Genomic DNA, 14,375 nt, shown 5'->3' on the forward strand with positions numbered 1-14,375 from the left:
GCCCCCCCCCCGCCCGCCCCCCCCCCCCCCCCCCCCCCCCCCCCCCCCCCGCGGCCCCCCCCCCCCCCCCCCCCCCCCCCCCCCCCCCCACTTCCGCGCCCGTTCCGCCTCGCGCCAGGCCATCCAGTCCTGCCCCGCCTGCGCCACCGCCCTGCGCACCGCCGCCCCCACCGCCTCGCCGGTAGCAGTGTGCAGCCCGGCGTAACGGCCCACCCCGGGCAGACAGGCGAGCGCGAGGCAGTCGGTCCCGGTCCCGCTCGCCCGGCCGGTCGCAAGCTCCAGCCCGAGGTCCATGATCGCGGCGGTGCGGGCCTGAACCGCCACCGTCAGCGCCTCAAGCTGGGCGGTTTCGTCCAGCCCCGCATCGGTGGCGACAAGGATGTTCACCGTGCCGTAATCGGCGCTGTGATACGGCAGCCGCCGCCCCACGGATTCCGCGTTGGACAGCCCCAGCGTCACCACGGCGGCGGCCCTCACCCCTTCGGCCACGGCCTCGGCGCCCGCCCAGGTGCCGATGTCGCGCGAGGTCATCATCCCGACCTGGCCCGCCACCGGGGCGCGGGTCATTTCGGCCGGGAACCAGTCCTCCACCGGAAACTCCGCGCTCAGATCGCTGTTCCTGACCTCGCGCCACAAGACCGTGTCGCCCGTCCGGTATCCCGCGCCAAAGGGCGCATGGGACAGGATCCGCATCCTCTGCGCCAGCCGGGCGATCAGCCAGGGCCGCGCCAGTTCGACCGCGATCACCGGATCACCGCCACCGGCTGGAACACCGGCCCGTCGGCGGTCTCGGCATGAAAGGCGCGGATGCCGAAGACGCGCGCCAGCAGCGCATCGGTCAGAACCTCGCGCGGCGGGCCGTCCGCCGCCAGCCGGCCGCGCTCCAGCATCACCAGGCGGGTGCAATGGCGCGCAGCCAGGCCGAGATCGTGGATCGAGGCCACCACCGCCCGGCCCGAAGCCGCCAGATCGGCGAAGACCTGCATCGCGCGGATCTGCGCCTCGGGATCCAGCCCCGCCCCCGGCTCGTCGGCAAGGATCAGCGGCGTCTCCTGCGCCAACAGCCGCGCGATCAGCACGCGGGTCTGCTCGCCGCCCGACAGTTCGGTGGCGATGCGGTCGTGGAACCCATCAAGCCCCATCCGCGAGAGCGCCCCTGCCACCGCCGGATGGCCCGGATCCGCCGCCCCCCAGGGCGCGCGGCCGAGCGCGACCAGATCGGCCACGCTGACCGGCCAGGCAATGTCGCGGCCCTGCGGCAGGAAAGCCACCGCGCGGGCGCGCGCCGCGGGCGAGAGAGCCGCGAGGTTCGACGCGCCCTCATGCGGTATGAACCCGAGAGCCGCGCGCAGAAGCGTGGTCTTGCCGGCGCCGTTCGGACCGATCAGCCCGACGAACTCGCCCGGCGCGACCTTCAGGCCGACGCCATCGACCACCGCAGAGGCTCCGCGCCGCACGGTAAGGTTGTCCAAGGATAACAATGTCATGCCTCGACCCTCCGCATCCGCCAGATCAGATGCAGGAAGAAGGGCGCCCCGATGATCGCGGTCAGCACGCCCAGCTTCAGGTCGCGCTCGGGCGCGATCAGCCGGGTGGCGATATCGGCCGCCAGCAGCACCGCAGCCCCGCCGAGCGCCGCCGCAGGCAACAGCCGCGAGGGCCGCGCCCCGGTCAAGGGGCGCAACAGATGCGGTACCACGAGGCCGACGAAACCGATGGCCCCCGCCACCGCGACCGAGGCCCCGACCCCCGCCGCGGTGCCGAAGATCAACACGAGGCGCATCCGGCGCAGGTTCATGCCGAGGCTCTCCGCCGCATCCTCGCCCAAAGTCAGCGCGTCGAGCCCGCGGCCCAGAGTGAACAGCGCCGCCCCACCCGCGAGGATGAAGGGCGCCGCCAGCCAGACATGGGTCATGGAACGGTCCGCCAGCGAGCCCATCATCCAATAGACGATCTCGGCCGCGGCGAAGGGATTGGGCGACAGGTTCAGGACAAGCGAGGTCGCAGCCCCCGCCAGCGCCGAAATTGCGATCCCGGCAAGGATCAGCGCCAGCGCGCCGCCGCGCGGGCCCGCCATCAGCAGGATCAGAAGGCATGCCCCCGCCGCACCCGCCAGCGCCGCCAGCGGCAGCGCCAGAGCGAAAGCCGCCGCCAGCCCGGTCTGCAAGGCGATCACCGCCCCGAGCGCGGCGGAAGACGACACCCCGATCAGCCCCGGCTCGGCCAGCGGATTGCGCAGGAAACCCTGCATCGCCGCGCCGGAAAGGCCGAGCGCCGCGCCCGCCAGCAGCCCGAGGATCGCGCGCGGCAGACGGATCTGCTGCATCACCAGCGCGACCGGCCCGCCCTCGCCCCGAAACAGCGCGGCAAGGCTTTCGCCGAAGCCCAGCCCCGCCGGGCCGATCATGAGCGAGGCCGCGAACAACAGCACGACCAGGCTGGCGAGCGACGCGAGCAGCCTCATTCCCCGGCCTCCAGCCCGTCCCGCGCCGCGCGCATCGCGGCCACGGCGCGCAGGATATGGGGCGTGCCGCAGATCCAGTCGGCATCGGTGGTGGCGACCACGCCCGCGCGCGCGCGCAACTCGGTCAACGCCGGATGGGTCAGGATCTCTTCCGAGCGCGAGGCGCCGGGATAGGGCGCCGAGGTCACGATCACATCCGGGTCGGCCATGATCAGCCGCTCCATCGGCAGGGTGCCGCCGCCGGTGACGCCCGCCGTCGCGCCGACATTCCCGAAATTCGTATAGGCCAGCACATCGTCGGCCAGCGTGCCTTTCCCGGTCGTATAGCCGTTGGGATAGTAAAGCGCCGCCGTCGCCGGGGGCAGATCGCGGGCCAGCGCCGCCAGACCGGCCTCGAAATCACGGACCAGCGCCTCGCCCGCTTCCGCGCGGCCAAGCGCCTCGGCGATCACCCGGATCTGTTCGCTGACCCCGGCAAGCGAATCGACCGGCGCCACCTGGACGACCCGAACCCCCAGATCGCGCAGGAGCGCGACCGAAGCCTGCGAGGTATAGCTGCCCGCCAGCACCAGATCGGGGTGCATCAGGAACACCTGTTCCGCGCCGCCACGGTTCGCGGGATAAGCGCGCGCCTCCTCGATCATGGAAGAGGCCAGCGGATCCGTCGCCAGATCGCTGACCGAGATCAGTTGCCCGGGCTCGGCCAGCAGCATCGCCAGCTGATCGGTGCAGAGATTGATCGAGACGACCCGCCGCGGCGGCCCGGCCCAGGCGGGCATCGCCGCCAGAAGCGCGAGCGCGAACACCGCGGCGCGTCCCATCTCAGAACCGGCCCGTCAGGCCGAGATATACCGCGCGCCCCGGGGTGCCATAGCCCGGAACGCTTTGATATTCCTCGTCGAAGACATTCTCGACCCGCAGCGATACCGCGACGCTTTCCGACAGGTCATAGCCCAGCCCCGCATTGACCAGCGTGTAATCGGCAAGCGCGGTGCCGAATTCCGCCGGACGCCCGGCCAGATGCTGCACACCGATCCGCGCACTGAGGTCCGCAGTCAGCGCGGCGCTCAGCGTCACGGCGAGGCTGTGGCGCGGCACCCGCAACAGGCGCGTGCCATCCGGTTTGCTGGCGTCGACATAGGTATAGGCGAAGGACAGGCCGATGCTGTCGGACAGCCGCGCCTCGCCCGACAGTTCCAGCCCGCGGCGCTTTGAGGTGCCGGCCTCGTTTTCGTAGACATTCGTGGTGCCCGGCAGGCAGGCCCAGGTCAGCGGATCATAGGGGCAGGACTGATAGGTGATCGCATCCTCGATACGGATGTCGAACAGCGTCAGCGACAGCCGGTTCTCGCCGCCGAAATCGTAATCGCCGCCGATCTCTAAGCTGCGGCTTTCCTCGGGATTCAGCCCGGTATTGGCGGCAATGGTCCAGGTCGGATCGCCGTAAAGCTCGTAATGCGAGGGCGAACGGTAGCCGGTCGAAGCGGCGCCGCGCAGCGTCAGCCCATCGGCGGCCTGCCAGGCCAGCGCAAGCCGCCCGCTGGGCTGTCCGCCGAATTCCGAATGATCATCCTGGCGCAGGCTCAGCGACAGGTCCAGATCCTCGGTGGGCGACCACAGCGCCTGGCCGAAAACCCCGGCGGTGCGGGTACTGGCGCCGCCCGGCAACGCGGGATTGGTCACCTCTTCCTCCTGCCAGGCCGCGCCGTAAACCAGCGTCAGCGCCGGATTGATTTCGGTGGTGCCCTGGTAGCTGACCCCCTGCCGCACGCCGAGATAGCTGCTCAGCCAGCCGCCCTCGTCGATTTCGCGCGAGATACGGTAGCGGGTCACGTCGAACAGATGGCTGGTGTTCCCGGCCTCGTATTCCGCGAACAGCCGCGCGCCGAAGTCGCGGCGCTCCTGGCTGTTGACGGTGCTGTCGGCCATATAGGCGTCGAAATCGTTCTCGCTGCGCTGCGCGAAGACGGCGGCGCCGAGCGAGAGCGCATCCGACAGCCGGTAGCGCGCGCTGAAAGAAAGCCGCACGGCTTCGAAACCGTCGTCCTCCAGCCCGGGGCTGCGCGGCAGCGTGTCATAGGCCGAAAAGCCGTCGCTCTTCAGATGCGAGAGCGAGAATCCCGCCTCGACCCGCTCGTCGCGGAAGGCCAGCGAATAGCGCAGCGCCGAGGAATTGTAGCTGCCCGCCTCGGCGGCGACCGTCTGCGAGAGCCCGTCTTCGGTGGGCGCGAGGCTGGTGATGCTGATCACGCCGCCCACTGCCGAGCCGCCCCAGAGCGAGGATTGCGACCCCCGCAGCACCTCGACCCGGGCGATATCGCTGGTGGAAAGCGCGCCGAAATCGAATTGCGGCGAGATCTCGGTCGCATCGTCCACCCGGATCCCGTCGATATAGACCGCGACATATTGCGGCTCGGCGCCGCGGATGCGGATGCTGGAGCGGGTGCCCATCGGGCCGCTTGAGACCATGCTGACGCCGGGCAGCCGCGACAGGTAATCCGAAAGCCGGATATCGCCCGCGTCGCGCAGATCCTCGGCTTCCACCACCGTGACCGAAACCCCGGTGCGCAGGGTTTCGGCGGCCTCGCGCAGGGCGGTCAGCGTGATGGTGCCCAGATCGACCGTCTCTTCGGCCCCCTGCGCCAGGGCGCCCCCCGCCGTCAGCGCGGCGATCAGCGCGATATGCGAAATCCTCGGTCTCATGTTCGTCCCTCCCGGCAGATGCCCGCCTGCGATGCGTTGCGGCCGCGAGGGGAAAATCCGCCCGCGACGTGCGATACGTCACCTCTGGCGGCAGCCCGCCCTCCTCCGCGCACCCCGCGCGGCGGAAAGGGTGATCACTCCGGCAGGTCTCCTGGCTTGCGGGTCACAGCGGCGGCCGGCCTTCCCGGGGGCATCCCCCCAGTGGCATGTTCGGCCGCTGCTCGCCGCTTACAGTTGCGGGGGCAGCCGCGGCTTCAGGGCTTCGCCCCTACCGCATTCCCTTTTCTCCGGACAGACGCCCGGAACCGAAGATGCTTTCCCATAGCCCGGCGCAGGATCGTGTCAAGCGCCGTGACGGGCCTCTGGCGCGGATGCACCGCGATATGTCGCCTGCGGAACATGCCCCGACGGGACGGGCTGGACCTTTGGCGCGCCGCGCGGCCAGATGAGCGGCGGAAACGGAAGGGATTCGGGCGATGATCGGAGATCTGGGCGCAAGGGATGCGACTGAACTCGCGGGGCTGGTGGCCCGGGGCGAGGTGACAGCGGACGAGCTTCTGGATGCCGCGCTCGCGGCGGTGGAGGCGCGCAATCCGGCGATCAATGCGGTGGTGCTGGTGCAGGAAGAGGCCGCGCGCCGTTCGATCCGCGAAGGTCTGCCGCGCGGCCCGTTCCGCGGCGTGCCCTTCCTGATCAAGGATCTCGGCATCGAGGCGAAGGATTTCCCGGCCCATAACGGCTCGCGCCTGTCGATGAACACGGTCTATCGCGGCGACAACAATCTGATGCTGCGGATGAAGGCGACGGGCGTGGTGACCTTCGGGCGCACCACCAGCCCCGAGGGCGGCGTCGGCATCGCGACCGAGGCGGCGGTCTACGGCGGGCCGACCCGCAACCCCTGGAACCCGGATCACACTTCGGGCGGCTCGTCGGGCGGCGCGGGGGCGGCGGTGGCGGCCGGAATCGTCGCCATGGCGCATGGCTCGGACGGCGACAGTTCGGTGCGGATCCCGGCGGCGAGATACGGGCTCTTCGGCTTCAAGCCGACGCGGGCGCGGCTACCGGACGGCCCCTGGTCGGGCGAGGGCTGGGCGGGGATGGCGATCGACGGCTTCCTCACCCGTTCGGTGCGCGACACGGCGGCGATGCTCGATGCCTGTTCGGGGCCGGACCTCGGTGCGCCCTATTTCGCGCCGGAGTTGCGCCAGGGCTACGCCCAGGCTATCTCGCGCCCGCCGCGGCGGCTGCGGGTGGCGCTTTGCGACACCACCTTCACCGGCGAGGCGATCGACCCCGAGGTGGCGGAAGCGGTGCGCGCCGCCGGGCGGCTGCTGGAGAGCCTCGGCCACCATGTGGAGCCCGCCCGCCCCCGCGCCGACATCCCCGGCATGATGCGGGCCTGGAGCGATATCGTCGCGGTCGGCACCGCGCTGACCATTCGCCAGAAGCTGAACGGGCGTCCGCTGACGCCGGATCTGGTCGAGGGCGTCGGGCGCGGCGCGGTGGCCCATGCCGAGGGCCTGTCGCCCCTGCGCTATCTGGAAGCGGTGGAGGAGATCCACGATTTCGGCCGCGAGATGGCCTGGTTCTTCCGCCCCGAAGACGGCCCGGGTTACGATATTCTGCTCTCGGCGACTTTGGCCGAGCCGCCGGCGAAAGTGGGCCGGTTCAGCCACATGACAGAGGATTACCTCGGCTTCCGTATCGGCCCCGAGGGCTGTTTCGCTTATTCGCCTTTCGCCGCCGTGTTCAACGCGAGCGGCCAGCCGGCGGCGTCCCTGCCTTTGGGCTGGACGGGCTCAGACCTTCCCATCGGGGTGCATCTGGCGGCGCCGTTCGGCGAGGACGAGGAGCTGATCGCGCTTTGCGCCGAGATCGAGGGGGCGGTGTACTGGAACCGCCGTGCACCGATGGCGGGCTGAGCCGCGGCTGGCCGTCGGCAGAACGGGGGGCCGTCTGCCCCCCGCGGGCCTTGCGGCCCTCCCCCCGAGGGTATTTCGGTCAAGGTGAATGGGACAGGCGCGGCTCTGGCGCGGCGGCGGGATTCGTGCGAAGCGGGAGAGGATGAGCGGAGGGGCGATGGCGCTGAAGGTTCTGGTTCTGGGCGCGGGTTCGATCGGGCGGCGTCACCACGACAATCTGCTGGCGCTCGGGGCGCGGAGCGTGCTGCGCGGCTGGCGCGGCTATGGGCTGGCGGCGTTCGAGCGGGAGTTGCCGGAGTATGATGCGCTGGTGGTGGCGACCGCGACCGATCTGCGGCTGCCGCTGATCGAACGGGCGGCGCGAGCGGGGCTGGCGCTGTATATCGAGAAGCCGCTGGCCTTCTCGCCCGCCGAGGTCGAGGCGATTGCCGCAGTGGCGGCGCCGGTCGCGCAGCGTTCGGTCATCGGCTATATGATGCGCTATCATCCGGCGTTCCGCTGGCTGGCGGCCTCGGATCTGGGCGATGTGTTCCAGATCTCGCTTTCGATCGGCCATGATGTGACGCAATGGCGGGCGGGCTGGCGGTTCTCTGACAGCTATGCGGCGCGGGCCGAGGGCGGCGGCGTGCTGCTCGATCTGTGCCATGAGATCGACATGGCGCATTGCCTGTTCCCAGGGCTTGCGCTGACCGGAGTGGAGAGCCAGGGCCATGCGCTTTACCCGGGCGTCGATATGGCGAGCCGGGTGTCGCTGGCGGGCGGCGGCGTCTGCGGCGAGGTGGCGATGGATTACCTGACGCCGAAGCTGCACCGCCGGGCGATCCTGCGCGGGACGCGGGGCCTGCGGGATTTCGACTTTGCCGCCGGGCGTTATCTGGTCAGCGGGGCGGAGGGCATCACCGCGCCCGATCTGCCGCTGGAACGCAACGAGATGTTCCTCGCGCTGATGCGCGATTTCCTCGCGCTGGCGGCGGGGCAGCCGGTCCCGGGCGTCGGGCATCTGCCGCGGCTGGATCTGGCGCTTCCTTCGGCGCGGCTGGTGGCCGGGGCCTGGGAAGCGCGGCGCTTCATCGGCTCGATCGACAAGGAGATCCCATGATTCTGGGTCATATCGGCGCGCGCAAGGGCTCGAAAGGGGTGGTGCGCAAGAACTTCCGCCCGATCTGCGGCAAGCCGCTGATCGACTGGTCGCTCGATCAGCTGTTTGCCCATCCGCAGGTGGATGCGGTGGTGGTCTCGACCGATGACGAGGAGATCTATGACCACGCCGTGGCGAAGGGCGCGCTGAAGATCGGGCTCAGGCCCGCGCATCTGGCGACCGACCAGGCGGGGAAATGGGGGGTCTGGCAGCATGCGCTGGCGGTGTCGGAGCCGCTGCTGGCGGAGCCGGTCGGGGCGTTTCTCGATCTCGACTGCACCTCGCCTTTGCGGCTGCCCGAGGATATCAGCGGCGCCCTTGCGCTTTACCGCGAGGCGCGGCCGGATCTGGTGATGTCGTGCTGCGAGGCAAGGAAGAACCCCTATTTCAACCTGGTCGAACCCGATGCGAGCGGCGCGCTGCATGTCTCGAAACCTTTGCCCGGCGGCGTGGTCGCGCGCCAGCAGGCGCCGGTGGTCTATGAACATGCGGCCTCGACTTACGTGGTTTCCCCCGATTACCTGAAACGCGCCAAAGGGCTGTGGGAGGGGCGCGTGATCCCCTTCCTGATGCCGCCCGAGCGCTGCGTCGATATCGACAGCCCGTTCGATTTCCGGCTGGTCGAATTCCTGCTGAAAGAGGCTCAACATGGCTGATCAACTCAAGGGCCGCACGGTCTTCATCACCGGGGCGGGCGGCGTGCTCGGCTCGACCTATGTGCGCCGGATGCTGGCCGAGGGCGCGCGCGTCGTCGCCTCGGACCTGCCCGGAAAACGCGCCGAGGCCTTGCGCGAAGCCCATGACCTGAACCCCGATTTCCGCTTTTACGAAGTTGATGTATCGGATGAGGATCAGATCACAACCATCTTCCAGCGCATCGAAAAAGATGGTTGGCAGGTGAATGTCGTTCTGAACAATGCCGCCATCACCGGCGAGTTGCTGATGGGCGCGGGCAAGCCCTTCCCGGATTTCGCCGATCTGTCGGTGAGTGACTGGGAAAAGACCATGCGCACCAATCTGACCGCGCCTTTCATGGTCGCCCGGCAGATGGACCGCGACATCGTGGGGCGCTGGCCCTGCACGCTGATCAACGTGGCCTCGATGTATGCGCTGAACGGCGCGCATCACCGGATCTACGACGGCATGCCGTTCAAGAACTTCTCGGCCTATGGCGTGTCGAAAGCCGGGATCCACGGGCTGACGGTCTGGCTGGCGGGCTATTGGGCGGCGCGCGGCGCGACGGTGAACACAATCGCCCCCGGCGCGGTGTTCAACGGCCATTCCGAGGAATTCCAGCGCCGTGTGGGCGAGTTGATCATGCTCAACCGGATGGCGAAACCCGACGAGATCGCCGATGCGATGCTGTTTCTGGCCTCGCCAGCCGCCGGTTACATGACCGGGCAGATCGTCAATGTGGACGGCGGCTTCTCGGGCTGGTGATCAGTCTTTGAACGCCTTTTGCAAGGGGCGCTCCCAGAAGGCGGGATCCTCCAGCACCTCTACGAAACGGTCGGCCGCCCGCCCCTCGCCGAAGCCCGCATGGCGATGATGCGCGCGGCCCCAGTCGTTCGTGAGAAACCCGAGGATCGCCGCGCGGTCGAACGCGCTGACCGAGGTGACTGATCCGGCATCCGAGCGGTTGGTCTGCCGGGTGCCGACATCCAGCGAGGGGATGCCGAGGAACGGCGCCTCGCGCACACCCGCGCTGGAATTGCCGATCATGCAGGCGGCGTTGCGCATCAGTTCGGAGAAATGCGCGAAGCGCATCGAGGGCAGCACCCGGAACCGCTGCCTCGGCAGGGTCTTCAGCACCGCGAAGATCGCCTCGGAACCCGGGTCGTTGTTCGGCGCGATCACCACGAAATCGCGGCGCGACTCTGCCAGCGCGCCGAACAGCGCCTCGGCCTGGGCACCCATGCTCGCCTGTTCCGATGTGACCGGATGGAAGGTCACCACGCCGTAATCGCTGAACGGAATCTCGTAGCGTGCCCGCACCTCCTCCAGCGTCACCCCCGAGGGCCGCGCGTGGAAATCGAGCTCGGGCGAGCCGATGACATGGATCACATCCGCGGGCTCGCCCAGAGCCATCACCCGCCGCGCCGCCTGTTCGGACGAGACGAAATGATGGGTGCAGAGCTTGGTGTTGCAGTGGCGGAACACCTCGTCGATGGTGCCCGAGACCTCGCCGCCCTCGATATGGGCCGAGCGGATGTAATTCGTCGCCGCGACCAGCGCGCCGGCCATGGCCTCGATCCGGTCGCCGTGGATCACGATCAGATCCGGGCGGCTTTCCGTCACGAAATCGGAAAAGCCGCTGACGGTCTTCGCCAGAACGATATCCTGCGGATCGCCGGGGCGCTGGTTGAGGAATTCATGCACCTCGACCCCGGGCATTCGCTGCACCTCGTGCCGGGTCTGGCCGTAACGGCCCATCATATGCATCCCGGTGACGAAGAACCCGATCCGGTGCCCGGCATCGCGCGCGGCAGCCGCCAGAGGCTCCAGTTTGCCGAAATCGGCACGGGTGCCGGTGAGGAAGAGGATTTGGCGGGTCATCCGGGACGAAATCCATACGCTGAAGTGCCAGGCGAAACTCCGGCATAGGGCAATCTCGCATGATGGACAATCGCCCCGTCAGCCCCTAATCAGGAGCCGGATCGGAGAGCCCGCCATGGATCGCATCGTTATCTGCATGAAATGGGGCACCCTTTACGGCCCCGACTATGTGAATGTGCTCTGGTCGGCGGCGCGAGAGAATATCAGCGGTCCTTTCCGTTTTATCTGCATGACCGACGATGCCACGGGCCTTGCGCCCGGGATCGAGGCCATGCCGATCCCCGATCTCGGCCTGCCGCCCGACCTCTGGCGCAGCGGTGGCTGGCCCAAGCTGGCGATGTTCCTGCCGCAAATCGCCGATCTTTCGGGCCGGGCACTGTTCATCGATCTCGACATGGTGCTCTGGGGCGAGCTTGATCCGCTGTTCACGCTGCCAGGCCCGCTGGTGATGCTCGATTCCGGCCCCTGGCGCTACCGCAACGGCATCCCGCGGCCGATGTCCTCGATCATGGCCTTCGATATCGGCGGATTGCCGCATCTGGCCACGCGCATCATCGCCGACCCCCGCGGGATGGCGGCGCGGTATCAGAACGAGCAGGACTTCATTGGCGGCGAGGCGGGCGAAATCGCCTTCTGGCCACAGAGCTGGATCAGGAGTTACAAATACCATCTGCGCCCGCCGCTGCTGATCGATCGCTTCCGTGGCCCGCATCCACCGGGGCCGGAGGTGAAAGTCCTGTGCTTCCACGGCAATCCCCGCCCGATCGACATGATCCGGCCACCCAAAGGCAACTGGGACGTGCCCCCGCATTACGGGCGCGGCCAGGTTTCCTGGATGGTCGACTACTGGACCCGCCATGGCGGTCACCTCTGACCATTTCCCAATGAGTTCACATGACCCGACTGATCCTCTCCCTGACCACGGTTCCGCCGCGCTTCCCCTATGTGCATGAAAATCTGGCCGCGCTGAAACGCCAGAACGCGCAGATCGACGCGATCAACCTCTATGTCGCGCGCAAATACCGCCGTTTCGAATACGATCCGAAAGATCTTCCCACCGTTCCCGAGGGCGTGACGCTGCGGCTGATCGACGAGGATCTGGGCCCGGCAACCAAGGTTCTGCCGGCCTGCCGCGACTATCGCGGCCAGGATGTGCGGATCCTTTTTTGCGATGATGACAAGGTTTACGACGCAAACTGGGCACAGAGATTCGTTGACGCCGCGCAAGCGCACCCCGATTGCGCCATCTGTGAGGAAGGCAGTCTTCTGAACACCTTCTATTACGCGGATGATGCCTGGCAATCTGCACGCAATCCGAAACCGGGATACCGGAAGAAGGACTTTTTCTACCGTCTGCGGCGCGCAGCCTCACTTGGAATGTGGAAACCGTCGAAAACCGTCTCCTCGGGCTATGTCGATATCCTCGAAGGCTGGGGCGGCGTGATGGTGCGCCCGGACTTCTTCGACGACGCCTCTTTCGATATCCCGGATGTGCTGTGGACCGTCGACGATGTCTGGCTTTCAGGCTGCCTTGAGCGCCGGGGCATTCCGATCTGGCTCAATGCAGAGGACAAGGTGCGTTCGAAGGGCAATTCCAACGAGGTGAAAGAGGCGGCCCTGCGCAATTTCGTCTATCAGGGGCATGGGCGTATCGCGGCCAACCAGGCCTGTATCCGGTATTTCCGCGAGACCTGGGGTATATGGGGCGGCAAGGATTATCTCAAAGCCGGGCCGGCACCGACCTGACGCATTCGCGGCCGGCCCTCAGCGCCTTTGCTTCGGGGCCGGAAACATCCCGCGCCGTATCATTCCCCACAGCCGCCGCGGATAATTCCCCGCCCGCATCGCGTAATTGCCAAGCCGGCGATGGCGCGGGGGTTTGACCACCCCGGCGAAGTTCCTGCCGGTGATCGTGCTGACCCCACCGTCATCGACATGGCTCGGGAAGGGCTCAAGCCCCAGAAGCCGGAAGTCATGCGCCCACCAGCGCGTGGCCTCGTAATCCACCGGCATGGTCATCGGCAGCATCCGCGGCACCAGCCGCAGGGCCAGATCGCGGGTGATCAGATAGGCTCCGAAGCCGGTGGCCGGGCCGAGATAGGCGTTCAGATCCCACTCCCCCGCCCTGCCCTGACGGACCGGCAGTTTGGCGCGGATCCGGTTCAGCTTGAGCATGTCCCAGCGATCAGAATGATCCAGCGCAGCGCCGAGCGCCGCGAGAAAGTCGTCGTGGAACACCACATCATCTTCCAGAACCAGCGCGAAAGGCCGGCCATCGGCGAGGAATTTCTTCCAGACCGCAAGATGCGACAGATAGCAGCCCACCTCGGCCGGCAGCGCCGCGCGCCCCATATTGCGCCGGAACGCCGCCGCGTCGAGGCTTTGTGCGACCAGATCGGGCGCGGCCCGCCCGTCGATGGCGGAAAACCGTTCGGCGTCCAGGTCCAGCCGCGCGAGACGCTCTTCCATCTGGCGCCGCCGCTCTTCGGCGCGGTCGAGATTGATCCACCAGACCCCGAGGTCCCCGCGCACCGCGCTCACGCGAGGTCGCTCCATTTCAGCTGGGTGTTGAGCGTCACCGCCCGGGTCAGGCGCCGGCCCACCACCTTGTCGAAATCATAGGCCGCGATCTCTCCGCTGCCGGGGCGGCGGGTCCAGATATCGGATTCCGCGATGAGGTGGCCTTCGGCCAGGTCGCGGTCGGCCACAACCGAGCCCCGGGCGAAGCGGTAGACGGCTTCCTCGGGCGCGCTGCGTTCCTTGGGGTTGTTCGCCGCGATCCAGATCTCGCGCGAGCGGTCGATCAGGAAGCGCAGCTCCGCCGGATCCATCGAATTGATGATGTCCGGCCCCTTGCGGTAGCGCGAGTCGGTGTAGTGGCGTTCCAGGATCGAAGCGCCGAGCGCCACGCTCGCCAGCGCCATTTCCGGGCCGATGGAATGGTCGGAAAACCCCACCACCGCGCGCGGGAAGGCGTCCTGCAACTCGGTCACTCCGCGCAAGGAAACGATTTCCGGCGGGCTCGGGTAGAGGTTGGTGCATTCCAGCAGCGCATAGGGCACACCGGCCGCGTCGAGGATATCGACGCTGGCGCGGATGGTCTCGATCGTCTGCATCCCGGTCGAGAGGATCACGGGCTTGCCCTTGCGCGCGATATGGCGGATCAGCGGCAGGTTGTCGGCCTCGCCGCTGCCGATCTTGTAGGCGGGCACGTCGAGGCTTTCCAGGAAATCGGCTGCCGCGCGCGAGAACGGCGTCGAGATCCAGATCATCCCGAGCGACTCGGTATAGCGCTTCAGCTCCGCCTCGTCGTCGAGCGACAGCGCGCAGGAGGCCATCACATCCCAGATCGAGACATCGGCGTTTGGCGGGAAGATCGCCTTCGCCTCGTCGGTCATCTCGTCTTCCAGGATATGGGTCTGGTGCTTGACCATCTCGCAGCCCGCCCCCGCGGCGAGGCGCACCATCTCTTTCGCCACCGCCAGATCGCCGCCGTGATTGATGCCGATTTCGGCAATGACCAGGGGCGGATGGGCGGGGCCGATCTCGCGGCCGGCGATGGTCAGCGAACGGGTCATGACGGCTCCTTGCG

General features: G+C 68.0%; 13 protein-coding genes, 1 pseudogene and 1 riboswitch. Of the genes and pseudogenes, 6 read left to right on the plus strand and 8 right to left on the minus strand.

What is annotated here, in order from left to right; genetic code table 11:
• Positions 1-126: 126 nt before the first annotated feature.
• From XINFAN_RS15330 to XINFAN_RS15350, 5 genes and pseudogenes are all read right to left on the minus strand, one after another.
• Positions 127-747: pseudogene (locus tag XINFAN_RS15330) on the minus strand (adenosylcobinamide amidohydrolase); the annotation flags it as partial.
• The gene (locus tag XINFAN_RS15335) at positions 744-1,487 is read right to left on the minus strand and encodes an ABC transporter ATP-binding protein (protein ID WP_124087744.1); all 744 of its coding nucleotides are present in this window, start codon (positions 1,485-1,487) and stop codon (positions 744-746) included. The pseudogene XINFAN_RS15330 and the gene XINFAN_RS15335, both read right to left, overlap by 4 nt.
• A complete protein-coding gene (locus XINFAN_RS15340; RefSeq protein WP_124087745.1) occupies positions 1,484-2,464 on the minus strand; it encodes a FecCD family ABC transporter permease in 981 nt (326 codons plus the stop codon). Before XINFAN_RS15340 ends, XINFAN_RS15335 begins: the two co-directional genes overlap by 4 nt.
• Positions 2,461-3,285, minus strand: coding sequence for an ABC transporter substrate-binding protein (locus XINFAN_RS15345; protein WP_124087746.1), 825 nt, complete (start codon positions 3,283-3,285; stop codon positions 2,461-2,463). The genes XINFAN_RS15340 and XINFAN_RS15345 overlap by 4 nt, the downstream gene beginning before the upstream one ends.
• A gap of 1 nt (position 3,286) precedes the next feature.
• Positions 3,287-5,167, minus strand: coding sequence for a TonB-dependent receptor plug domain-containing protein (locus XINFAN_RS15350; protein WP_124087747.1), 1,881 nt, complete (start codon positions 5,165-5,167; stop codon positions 3,287-3,289).
• A 124-nt stretch (positions 5,168-5,291) separates the two neighbouring features.
• A riboswitch (cobalamin riboswitch) is annotated at positions 5,292-5,492 on the minus strand.
• A gap of 151 nt (positions 5,493-5,643) precedes the next feature.
• On the opposite strand from XINFAN_RS15350, the gene XINFAN_RS15355 reads away from it, so the two are divergent.
• The 4 genes from XINFAN_RS15355 to XINFAN_RS15370 all read left to right on the plus strand — a co-directional run bounded on the left by XINFAN_RS15355 (position 5,644) and on the right by XINFAN_RS15370 (position 9,667).
• Positions 5,644-7,089, plus strand: a complete 1,446-nt coding sequence (locus XINFAN_RS15355; RefSeq protein ID WP_124087748.1) for an amidase — start codon at positions 5,644-5,646, stop codon at positions 7,087-7,089.
• A 157-nt stretch (positions 7,090-7,246) separates the two neighbouring features.
• Complete coding sequence (locus XINFAN_RS15360) at positions 7,247-8,188, plus strand: Gfo/Idh/MocA family protein (protein ID WP_160144635.1); 942 nt, start codon at positions 7,247-7,249, stop codon at positions 8,186-8,188.
• Entirely contained in the window at positions 8,185-8,883 is a 699-nt protein-coding gene (locus tag XINFAN_RS15365; protein WP_124087750.1) for an acylneuraminate cytidylyltransferase family protein, read from the plus strand. The genes XINFAN_RS15360 and XINFAN_RS15365 overlap by 4 nt, the downstream gene beginning before the upstream one ends.
• Positions 8,876-9,667 (plus strand): SDR family NAD(P)-dependent oxidoreductase, encoded by a 792-nt coding sequence (locus tag XINFAN_RS15370; protein ID WP_124087751.1) that lies wholly within the window; start codon positions 8,876-8,878, stop codon positions 9,665-9,667. The genes XINFAN_RS15365 and XINFAN_RS15370 overlap by 8 nt, the downstream gene beginning before the upstream one ends.
• On the opposite strand, the gene neuC is transcribed toward XINFAN_RS15370, so the two are convergent.
• Complete coding sequence (gene neuC, locus XINFAN_RS15375) at positions 9,668-10,783, minus strand: UDP-N-acetylglucosamine 2-epimerase (protein ID WP_124087752.1); 1,116 nt, start codon at positions 10,781-10,783, stop codon at positions 9,668-9,670.
• A 115-nt stretch (positions 10,784-10,898) separates the two neighbouring features.
• On the opposite strand from neuC, the gene XINFAN_RS15380 reads away from it, so the two are divergent.
• The gene (locus XINFAN_RS15380) at positions 10,899-11,657 is read left to right on the plus strand and encodes a hypothetical protein (RefSeq protein ID WP_124087753.1); all 759 of its coding nucleotides are present in this window, start codon (positions 10,899-10,901) and stop codon (positions 11,655-11,657) included.
• 20 nt (positions 11,658-11,677) lie between these two features.
• Positions 11,678-12,529, plus strand: coding sequence for a glycosyltransferase family 2 protein (locus XINFAN_RS15385; protein ID WP_124087754.1), 852 nt, complete (start codon positions 11,678-11,680; stop codon positions 12,527-12,529).
• A gap of 18 nt (positions 12,530-12,547) precedes the next feature.
• Here the strand turns inward: XINFAN_RS15385 and XINFAN_RS15390 are convergent, their stop codons facing one another.
• Positions 12,548-13,324 carry a glycosyltransferase family 25 protein gene (locus tag XINFAN_RS15390; protein WP_233352243.1) on the minus strand — a complete coding sequence of 259 codons (777 nt, stop codon included), beginning with the start codon at positions 13,322-13,324 and terminating at the stop codon, positions 12,548-12,550.
• Entirely contained in the window at positions 13,321-14,361 is a 1,041-nt protein-coding gene (locus XINFAN_RS15395; RefSeq protein WP_199286440.1) for an N-acetylneuraminate synthase family protein, read from the minus strand. Before XINFAN_RS15395 ends, XINFAN_RS15390 begins: the two co-directional genes overlap by 4 nt.
• Between the last annotated feature and the right edge of the window lie 14 nt (positions 14,362-14,375).

Origin of the sequence: Pseudogemmobacter humi (assembly GCF_900609055.1) — a bacterium.
Lineage (GTDB): Bacteria > Pseudomonadota > Alphaproteobacteria > Rhodobacterales > Rhodobacteraceae > Pseudogemmobacter > Pseudogemmobacter humi.